Consider the following 8,828-nt stretch of genomic DNA (forward strand, 5'->3'; position numbering starts at 1 on the left):
GAACGACCGGTTCGTCGACAGCGGCGAGGTACAGGTGGCGACCAGATCGCCGACCCCGGCCAGTCCGGCCAAGGTGACCGGCTCCGCGCCCAGTGCCACCCCGAGCCGGATGATCTCGGCCAGCCCGCGGGTGATCAGGCTGGCAATCGAGTTGTCGCCCAACCCCATTCCGGAGGCGATGCCGCAGGCGAGCGCGATGACGTTCTTACAGGCGCCACCGATCTCGCAGCCGATCACATCGGTATTGGTGTAGGGGCGGAAGTAGCCGTTGGCGCAGGCCTGCTGCAGTGCGACGGCCCGCGCGGCATCGGTGCACGCGATCACGGTGGCCGCGGGCTGCTCGGCCGCGATCTCCTTGGCCAGGTTCGGACCGGACAGCACCGCGATGCGGCTCTCGTCGGCACCGGTCACCGCACCGATGACCTGACTCATCCGCAGCAGCGTGCCGGTCTCGATGCCCTTGGCCAGGCTCAGCAACGCGGCATCGGGCCCGATCGAGTCCCGCCACGTCTCGAGATTCGCGCGCAAGGATTGGGACGGAACCGCGAGCACGACGATATCGGCGCCGTCGAGTGCCTCGGCGTGGTCGTGGGTGGCCCTCAAGCTGGGTAATTGCACATCGGGCAGATAGAACGGATTGCGATGTTCCGTGGCCAGGGCCTTGGCCACTTCCTGCCGCCTGGCCCAGATCGTGACGTCGGTTCCCGCGTCCGCCAACACCTTCGCGAACGCGGTCCCCCATGATCCCGCGCCCAGCACTGCCGCCCTCGTCATCTGCCCAATATGCCACGGAACCACTCATGGAAGGATTAGCACCATGCGTCCGCATGCGTTGCACGCCGTGATCGCGGTGAAGAGCCTCGATCGGGCCAAGAGCCGGCTGTCCGATCGGCTGCGCCCGGAACACCGGGCCCGGCTGGTGCTCGCCATGCTCGCCGACACCGTGACCGCCGCCGTCGCGGTTCCGCGGATCGCATCGGTCACCGTGGTGACCCCGGATCCGGTCGTCGCCGAGCTGGCACACACGCTCGGCGCGGTCGTGCATCCCGAACCCCGCCGCGAGGTCATCGACGCGACCGATCCGGACGGTCTGAACACCGCGCTCACCGACGCGGCCACCGCATTGCGACACCGGCACGGCCCGGTCGAACTGCTGGCCCTGCAGGCGGATCTGCCCGCCTTGCGCCCGGACGAACTCTCGGACATGCTGACCATCGCGCCGGTCGGCGTTCGTTCGGTCATCGTCGACCACGCGGGCAGCGGCACGTCCGCGTTATTGGTCCGCGATACCGTCGCCCCGCTGGATCCGCGCTTCGGTCCCGGCTCCGCGCGTCGACACATCGACGCGGGTGCGGTCGACCTGCACGGCGACTGGCCCGGATTGCGGCTCGACGTCGACACCGCCGACGATCTGGACCGCGCCATCGAACTCGGCGCGGGCGATTCGACAGGTGCTGTGCTGCACGACATCGGTTGGCCGGTTCGCGTTCACGAGCGGGTACGCCGGGTGTGCTAGCCGGTCGCCACATCCGGCGTGATACGCACGGCAATGATGGCGTGGGGCTGCACACGGCCCGGTTTGTAGGGGATGATCGTTGGCGTGAGTGAGCGAAGCAAGCTATCCAGGAACCAGCGTGCGTCGCGCATGTCGGTGCCGCGTGCCAGCGAGGCGCGGGCATGAGCGAAATCGAAACCGTCAAACAACCAGTGCTGCCGACCGCACTGCCCGCCGCGACAACACCGGCTGAGGATGCCGACGCACAGCGGTTGCCACGTGATCGCTACCTGAACCGCGAACTCAGTTGGCTCGACTTCAACACCCGTGTTCTCGCACTTGCCGAGGACGCATCGCTGCCATTGTTGGAGCGCGCGAAATTCCTGGCGATCTTCGCCTCCAATCTGGACGAGTTCTATATGGTCCGCGTCGCCGGCCTCAAACGCCGTGCGGAGACCGGACTTTCGGTGCGTTCGGCCGACGGCCGTTCGCCCACCGAGCAATTGGAGCTGATCGCGGCGCGCGCCCAGGAGATCGCCGACCGGCACGCGCGCGTCTTCCTCGACTCGGTACTGCCTTCACTGACCGCCGAGGGCATCGCCGTCATCGACTGGTCCGATCTGGATGACGATGAGCGCCAGCGCCTCTCGGCCTACTTCCAGGATCAGGTTTTTCCGGTGCTCACCCCGCTCGCGGTGGATCCGGCACACCCGTTCCCCTACATCAGCGGCCTGAGTCTCAACCTCGCGGTGACGGTGAAGGACGCCTCCACCGGTGGCGAGCATTTCGCCCGCGTCAAGGTGCCCGACAACGTCGATCGCTTCGTTCGAGTGCGGCGCACCGATTCCGGGTCCCCGGTCGCGGCCTTCCTGCCGATGGAAGCACTGATCGCCGCGCACCTAGATCTGCTTTTCCCAGGTATGAAGGTGGTCGAACACCACTCTTTCCGGATCACCCGCAACGCCGATTTCGAGGTCGACGAGGATCGCGACGAGGATCTGCTGCAGGCGCTGGAGCGCGAACTCGCTCGCCGCCGCTTCGGTTCACCGGTCCGACTAGAGGTCTCCGACGATATGACCGAGCACATGCTCGATCTGCTGCTGCGCGAACTCGAGGTCGATCCCGGCGATGTGATCCAGGTGCCCGGCCTGCTGGACCTGTCCTGCTTGTGGCAGGTGTACGGCGTGGACCGGCCCAATCTCAAGGACGCGCCGTATGTGCCCGCGACGCCGCCCGCGTTCGGCGAGCGCGAAACCCCGCGCAATGTCTTCCAGGCGCTGCGCGAGGGCGATGTGCTGGTGCACCACCCCTACGACTCGTTCTCCACCAGCGTGCAGCGCTTCATCGAGCAAGCCGCCGCCGACCCGCAGGTGCTCGCGATCAAACAGACCCTGTACCGGACCTCCGGCGACTCCCCGATCGTGAACGCGCTCATCGACGCGGCCGAGGCGGGTAAACAGGTCGTCGCGCTGGTCGAGATCAAGGCCCGCTTCGACGAACAGGCCAACATCAAATGGGCCCGCGCGCTGGAACAGGCGGGCGTGCACGTGGTCTACGGCCTCATCGGCCTCAAGACGCACTGCAAGACCTGCCTGGTGGTGCGTCGCGAAGGATCGACCATCCGCCGCTACTGCCATATCGGCACCGGCAACTACAACCCGAAGACCGCGCGTCTCTACGAGGACGTCGGGTTGCTCACCGCCGCACCGGAAATCGGCGCCGATCTGACCGATCTGTTCAATTCGCTGACCGGTTACTCGCGAAAGGCCAACTACCGCAACCTGCTTGTCGCACCGCAGGGTGTGCGCGCCGGAATCATCGAGCGGATCCAGCGCGAGATCGAGCTGGCGCGTCAGGGCGTCCCGGCGCGAATCCGGATGAAGGCCAATGCAATTGTCGACGAGCAAGTCATCGACGCCCTCTACCGAGCTTCTCAGGCCGGTATACCGGTGCAGATCGTGGTGCGCGGCATCTGCGGTCTGCGACCCGGCGTCGAGGGGATGAGCGAGAACATCGAGGTGCGCTCGATTCTCGGTCGCTTCCTGGAACATTCGCGGATCATGCATTTCCAGGCCCAGGACCAATACTGGATCGGCAGCGCCGACATGATGCACCGGAATCTGGACCGGCGCGTGGAAGTCATGGCACAGGTGAAGGATCCGAAGCTGCGCGAGCAGTTGGGCTCGGTCTTCGACTCGGCGTTGTATCCGACGACGCGCTGCTGGGTGCTCCAAGCCGATGGCAGCTGGCACGCCTCACCCGACGGCGCCGATCGCAATGGCGTCGAGGTACGTGACCACCAGCAATTCATGATGCGAGTGCGGAGACCGGAGCAGCCGTGAGCGAACGGCAGCGAGTGAACCATCAGAGCATGCAACCGCGCACGATGGAGCCGAGCGCCGACGAGGCGCAGTCGTGAGTGATTCGGCGGGATACGAGATGGACGGCGGGCCGTTCTGGGATCCCCGGATAACAGCCAACATTCACGCCGCGGGTGCGGTGTTGTGGCGCCGAGCGGCCGCTCGATCCGGCGCCATCGAGATCGCCGTGGTGCACCGCCCCAAGTATCAGGATTGGTCGCTGCCGAAAGGCAAACTCGATCCGGGCGAGACGCCGGTACTCGCCGCCGTGCGCGAGGTCCGCGAGGAAACCGGCCTCGACTGCCGACTCGGCCGCTACCTCGGGCACGTCACGTATCCGATTCCGGGACATCGGAAACTCAAGCGGGTGGACTATTGGGCCGCCGAGGTTTCCGGCGGGGAATTCAGCGCCAATTCCGAGGTCGATGTGCTGTCCTGGTACACCTTGGACCGGGTGATGGACCAATTGTCGTATCCGATGGACCGGCAGGTGATGCGCGCCTTCACCCGCCTGCCCGCCGCCACCGGCACGCTGCTTGTGGTGCGGCACGCCAAGGCGGGCAGCAGGGACCGGTTCGACGGTCCGGATGAGCAGCGCCCGCTGGAGCGAGCCGGTCGGGCCCAAGCCGATGCGTTGGTCTCGAATCTACTGGCATTCGGTGCGTCCGAGATCTTTTCGGCCGATCCGCTGCGCTGCGTCCAGACGATGGAACCACTGGCGGAGAAACTCGGCACGACCATCGACATCGAACCGGATTTCTCCGAAACCGCTTATGCCGCAGCGCCGGACAAGGCTCGACAACGCGCCCTTTCACTCGTGTCGAATCGTGCGGTGCGCGTTCTGTGCAGTCAGGGCAAGGTAATTCCCGATCTGCTGCGGTGGTGGGCCGATCGGGACGGCATTACGCTGCCGTCCGCGCGCAACCGCAAAGGCAGTGTGTGGGTGCTGTCGTTCGCCTCGGGACGACTGGTCGCCGCCGACCACCTCGACCGGTCACTCTCGGACGCCATCGTCAAGTCCTGACGCCGCAGTAGAGTCCTGACGCCTGAGGGGACCACAACCGTCATACGGTCGCTTCTCGACACCGAATCCAGGCGCAGACAGCCGAAACGGCCCCGAGGCGAACCTCGGGGCCGTTTCGAGTCGGTTTGCCGGTGATTCCGCCTAGCGGAGCCGAATCACCCGGTGGCAGTGCACCTTCAGCGTCAGCGTCAGCGCGCGCGACGGGCCGGAGCCTTCTTGGCCGCGGTCTTCTTCGCGGGCGCCTTCTTCGCGACTGTCTTCTTGGCGGCGGTGGTGGTCTTCTTGGCCGCCGTCGTCGCCTTCTTGGCCGCTGTCGTCGTCTTCTTGGCGACGGTCTTCTTGGCGGGTGCCTTCTTAGCGGCCGTCTTGGTGGCAGTTGCCTTGCGCGCCGTCGTCTTTGCCGGGGCCTTCTTGGCCGCCGTCTTCTTCGCGGGCGCCTTGGTGGCGGTCGCCTTCTTGGCGGCGGTCTTCTTGGCCGCCGTCTTCTTTGCGGCCGCCTTCTTGGCCGCCACCGGTGCATTCGCTCCGCGCTTTACCGCAGGGCCGCTCGCGGTCAGCTTCTGCTTACCCGCGATGACGGCTTTGAACTGCGCGCCCGGACGGAACGCCGGCACCGAAGTGGGCTTAACCTTCACGGTTTCGCCGGTACGCGGGTTCCGCGCGACACGAGCCGCACGCTTACGCTGTTCGAACACACCGAATCCGGTGATTGTGACGCTCTGACCCTTGTGCACCGCGCGCACGATGGTGTCGACCACATGCTCGACTGCCGCGGTGGCCGTGCGCCTGTCCGTACCCAACTTTTCGGTCAGAACGTCGATCAGTTCCGCCTTGTTCATTGAATCCTCCGCAGACTAATGGCCCGTCGTCGGACCGACTAGGTACCACGGTAAACCCACTTTGAGCAAGAGTCTATGTGCCACGCCAAAATTCATGTGGTTTAGCACACGTCCAGCTACCGCCCCAAGGCGAACTCAGCTATCGCTACCGGGTGATTACGCCTGCGAAATATGCGCCGGAAGGGTTGTGGGTTTCCAACTTGGCCTTGCCTTTTCGAACTCGCCGATGACGTCACTACGCCGCAGTGTCAGCCCGATGTCGTCCAATCCTTCGAGCAGACGCCACCGCGTGTAGTCATCAATATCGAACGGCAACACGACGGTTCCGGCCGTGACCGTGCGTGCCTCTAGGTCTACTACCAATTCGAGACCCGGCTGTTCCTCGAGCAACTTCCAGAGCATTTCGACATCGTTCTGTGACATCTGCGCGGCCACCAGTCCGCCCTTACCCGCATTGCCGCGGAAGATGTCGGCGAAGCGCGAGGAGATGACGACACGAAAGCCGTAGTCCGACAGCGCCCATACCGCGTGTTCGCGCGAGGATCCGGTACCGAAGTCCGGACCGGCCACCAGCACACTGCCTCGGTTAAAGGGTTCGGTGTTCAGAATGAAGTCCGGATCCGATCGCCATGCTGCGAACAGTCCGTCCTCGAATCCCGTTCGCGTCACCCGCTTCAGGTAGACGGCCGGAATGATCTGATCGGTGTCGACATTGGATCGGCGCAGCGGCACTCCGATCCCCTTGTGCACGGTGAAGGCTTCCATTTGCTGATTCTCCTGGGTCATTAGACGATTTGGGCTGATCGTTTCGAGCGACCTGCAAGCAGTCGCTACGGCTGATCGTTTCGAGCGACCTGCAAGCAGTCGCTACGGCAGATCGTTTCGAGCGACCTGCAAGCAGTCGCTAGCGGCCTGCACACGAATCGGCGCGGACACAACGGCGCCCGCGCGCCGATCAGTCCAGATCCGCGGGCGAGGACAGGGTGCCGCGGACCGCCGTTGCGGCTGCTACGAGCGGGGAAACCAGGTGTGTACGGCCACCTTTGCCCTGCCGGCCCTCGAAGTTACGGTTCGAAGTCGAAGCACAACGCTGACCCGGCGCGAGCTGATCGGGATTCATTCCCAAGCACATCGAGCAGCCTGCCTGACGCCATTCGGCGCCCGCCGCGGTGAAAATCTCGCCCAGTCCTTCTTTTTCCGCCTGGGCGCGCACCCGCATAGATCCCGGTACAACCAGCATTCGCACCCCGTCGGCGACGCGGCGTCCCTTCAAAATCCCGGCCACGGCACGCAAATCCTCGATGCGTCCGTTGGTGCACGAACCGACGAATACGGCGTCGACCGATACATCACGAAGTGGAGTACCCGGCTCCAAATCCATGTATCGCAACGCTTTCTCCGCGGACTCACGTGCCGTCTCGTCGGTAATCTGCGCGGGATCGGGCACCTGCTCGCTCAGTGGCGCACCCTGTCCCGGGTTGGTGCCCCAGGTGACGAACGGAGTCAGCGCGGCGGCGTCGATATGCACCTCGGCATCGAAAACGGCGCCCTCATCGGTCTTCAGCGCCTCCCAGGCGGCCACTGCGGCATCCCAGTCGGCTCCCTGCGGCGCGTGCGGGCGGCCTTTGAGGAATTCATAGGTGGTTTCGTCAGGAGCGATCATGCCGGCCCGCGCGCCCGCCTCGATCGACATGTTGCAGATCGTCATTCGCGCCTCCATCGACATGGCGCGAATGGCCTCGCCGCGATACTCGAGCACATAGCCCTGACCGCCGCCGGTACCGATCTGGGCGATGACGGCCAGAATCAGGTCCTTACTCGTGACACCGGGCGGCAATTGGCCGTCCACGGTGATCGCCATGGTCTTGAAAGGGCGCAGCGAGAGCGTCTGCGTGGCAAGGACGTGCTCGACCTCACTGGTGCCGATGCCCATGGCCAGCGCGCCGAACGCGCCGTGCGTGGAGGTGTGGCTATCACCGCACACCACCGTCGTCCCCGGCTGGGTCAAACCCAATTGCGGCCCGACGACGTGCACGATCCCCTGATCCAGGTCCCCCATCGGATGCAGGCGCACACCGAATTCCGCGCAATTGTGGCGCAGCGTCTCGACCTGGGTGCGCGAAATAGGGTCGGCGATCGGCTTATCGATATCAATCGTCGGGACGTTGTGATCCTCGGTCGCGATGGTGAGATCGGGACGGCGCACCGGACGGCCCGCGGCGCGGAGTCCGTCGAAGGCCTGCGGGCTGGTCACCTCGTGCACGAGGTGCAGATCGATGTAGATCAGATCGGGTTCCCGCGAGGCGCCCTCGCCCGCTCCGCGGGCGACGACGTGCTGCTCCCACACCTTCTCGGCCAGTGTGCGGCGCTCGGCCATTCTCGATCACCTTTCCGACGAGCAACCGGGGTACGCGATCCGGGCTGAGGCGCGCTCACGGCTGCATAAGTTTTGGCTGTTCCGACGCGTCCGGAGCGAGCAGACCGTTAAAGTGGCTTTCTCAGTATCCGAGACGCTAATATCGTTCTATGAGACAGCATAGCGGTATCGGCGTCCTCGACAAAGCGGTGTCTGTGTTATATGCCGTCGCGGAGCATCCATGTGGTCTCAACGAACTATGCACCCGCACCGGACTGCCCAGGGCCACCGCCCATCGCCTGGCTGTCGGGCTCGAGGTACACCGGCTGCTCGCCCGCGACAACAACGGTCTGTGGCGGCCCGGGCCGGCCCTCGCCGAACTCGCCGCCGGGGCCACCGATCCGCTGCACGAGGCCGCCGCGGCCATTCTCCCGCGTTTGCGCGAGATCACCGGCGAGAGCGTCCAGATCTACTGCCGAGACGGCAATGCGCGGGTCTGCATCGCCGCCCTGGAACCGCCCGTCGGCCTGCGCGACACCGTGCCGATCGGCGCGCGCCTACCGCTCACCGCCGGTTCTGCGGCCAAGGTGCTGGTCGCCTGGGCGGATCCGGAACTGCAGCGCATCATCCTGGCCGATGCGGTATTCGGCGAGCGGGCGCTGGCCGAGGTCCGCAAGCGCGGCTGGGCCCAGAGCGCCGCCGAGCGGGCCAGCGGTGTGGCCAGCGTCTCCGCGCCCGTGCGCGACGCCGCGGG

General features: G+C 65.5%; 8 protein-coding genes. 4 read left to right on the plus strand and 4 right to left on the minus strand.

The genetic code is table 11. From position 1 onward, the window contains the following. Positions 1–774, minus strand: a 774-nt coding sequence (locus ON44_RS22970; protein ID WP_040693495.1) for an NAD(P)H-dependent glycerol-3-phosphate dehydrogenase, incomplete at its 3' end; no start/stop codon positions are given. A 43-nt stretch (positions 775–817) separates the two neighbouring features. Between ON44_RS22970 and cofC the strand changes: the two genes are divergently transcribed. The 3 genes from cofC (at position 818) to ON44_RS22985 (ending at position 4,879) form a co-directional block, all read left to right on the plus strand. Further along, positions 818–1,516, plus strand: coding sequence for a 2-phospho-L-lactate guanylyltransferase (gene cofC / locus ON44_RS22975; protein ID WP_040693489.1), 699 nt, complete (start codon positions 818–820; stop codon positions 1,514–1,516). A 161-nt stretch (positions 1,517–1,677) separates the two neighbouring features. Continuing rightward, on the plus strand, positions 1,678–3,837 hold the full coding sequence (locus ON44_RS22980; protein ID WP_040693490.1) for an RNA degradosome polyphosphate kinase: 2,160 nt from the start codon (positions 1,678–1,680) through the stop codon (positions 3,835–3,837). 97 nt (positions 3,838–3,934) lie between these two features. Further along, on the plus strand, positions 3,935–4,879 hold the full coding sequence (locus tag ON44_RS22985; protein WP_040693497.1) for an NUDIX hydrolase: 945 nt from the start codon (positions 3,935–3,937) through the stop codon (positions 4,877–4,879). 188 nt (positions 4,880–5,067) lie between these two features. On the opposite strand, the gene ON44_RS22990 is transcribed toward ON44_RS22985, so the two are convergent. From ON44_RS22990 to leuC, 3 genes are all read right to left on the minus strand, one after another. Then, on the minus strand, positions 5,068–5,718 hold the full coding sequence (locus tag ON44_RS22990; protein WP_040693491.1) for an HU family DNA-binding protein: 651 nt from the start codon (positions 5,716–5,718) through the stop codon (positions 5,068–5,070). Positions 5,719–5,874: 156 nt separating this feature from the next. Continuing rightward, the gene (gene leuD, locus ON44_RS22995; protein ID WP_040693499.1) at positions 5,875–6,483 is read right to left on the minus strand and encodes a 3-isopropylmalate dehydratase small subunit; all 609 of its coding nucleotides are present in this window, start codon (positions 6,481–6,483) and stop codon (positions 5,875–5,877) included. Between the two features lie 190 nt (positions 6,484–6,673). Next, the gene (leuC, locus tag ON44_RS23000; protein WP_040693492.1) at positions 6,674–8,095 is read right to left on the minus strand and encodes a 3-isopropylmalate dehydratase large subunit; all 1,422 of its coding nucleotides are present in this window, start codon (positions 8,093–8,095) and stop codon (positions 6,674–6,676) included. A gap of 149 nt (positions 8,096–8,244) precedes the next feature. Between leuC and ON44_RS23005 the strand changes: the two genes are divergently transcribed. Next, the coding region (locus tag ON44_RS23005; protein WP_040693494.1) for an IclR family transcriptional regulator at positions 8,245–8,828 on the plus strand (584 nt) is incomplete at its 3' end.

This window comes from Nocardia vinacea NBRC 16497 (assembly GCF_000308835.1).
Classification (GTDB): Bacteria; Actinomycetota; Actinomycetes; order Mycobacteriales; family Mycobacteriaceae; genus Nocardia; species Nocardia vinacea.

Bases quoted from the DNA above. Each gene is read 5' to 3' on its own strand.
- ON44_RS22990 (WP_040693491.1), bottom strand. From the start codon at position 5,718: ATGAACAAGGCGGAACTGATCGACGTTCTGACCGAAAAGTTGGGTACG.
- ON44_RS22985 (WP_040693497.1), top strand. From the start codon at position 3,935: ATGGACGGCGGGCCGTTCTGGGATCCCCGGATAACAGCCAACATTCAC.
- ON44_RS22980 (WP_040693490.1), top strand. From the start codon at position 1,678: ATGAGCGAAATCGAAACCGTCAAACAACCAGTGCTGCCGACCGCACTG.
- cofC (WP_040693489.1), top strand. From the start codon at position 818: ATGCGTCCGCATGCGTTGCACGCCGTGATCGCGGTGAAGAGCCTCGAT.
- leuC (WP_040693492.1), bottom strand. From the start codon at position 8,095: ATGGCCGAGCGCCGCACACTGGCCGAGAAGGTGTGGGAGCAGCACGTC.
- leuD (WP_040693499.1), bottom strand. From the start codon at position 6,483: ATGGAAGCCTTCACCGTGCACAAGGGGATCGGAGTGCCGCTGCGCCGA.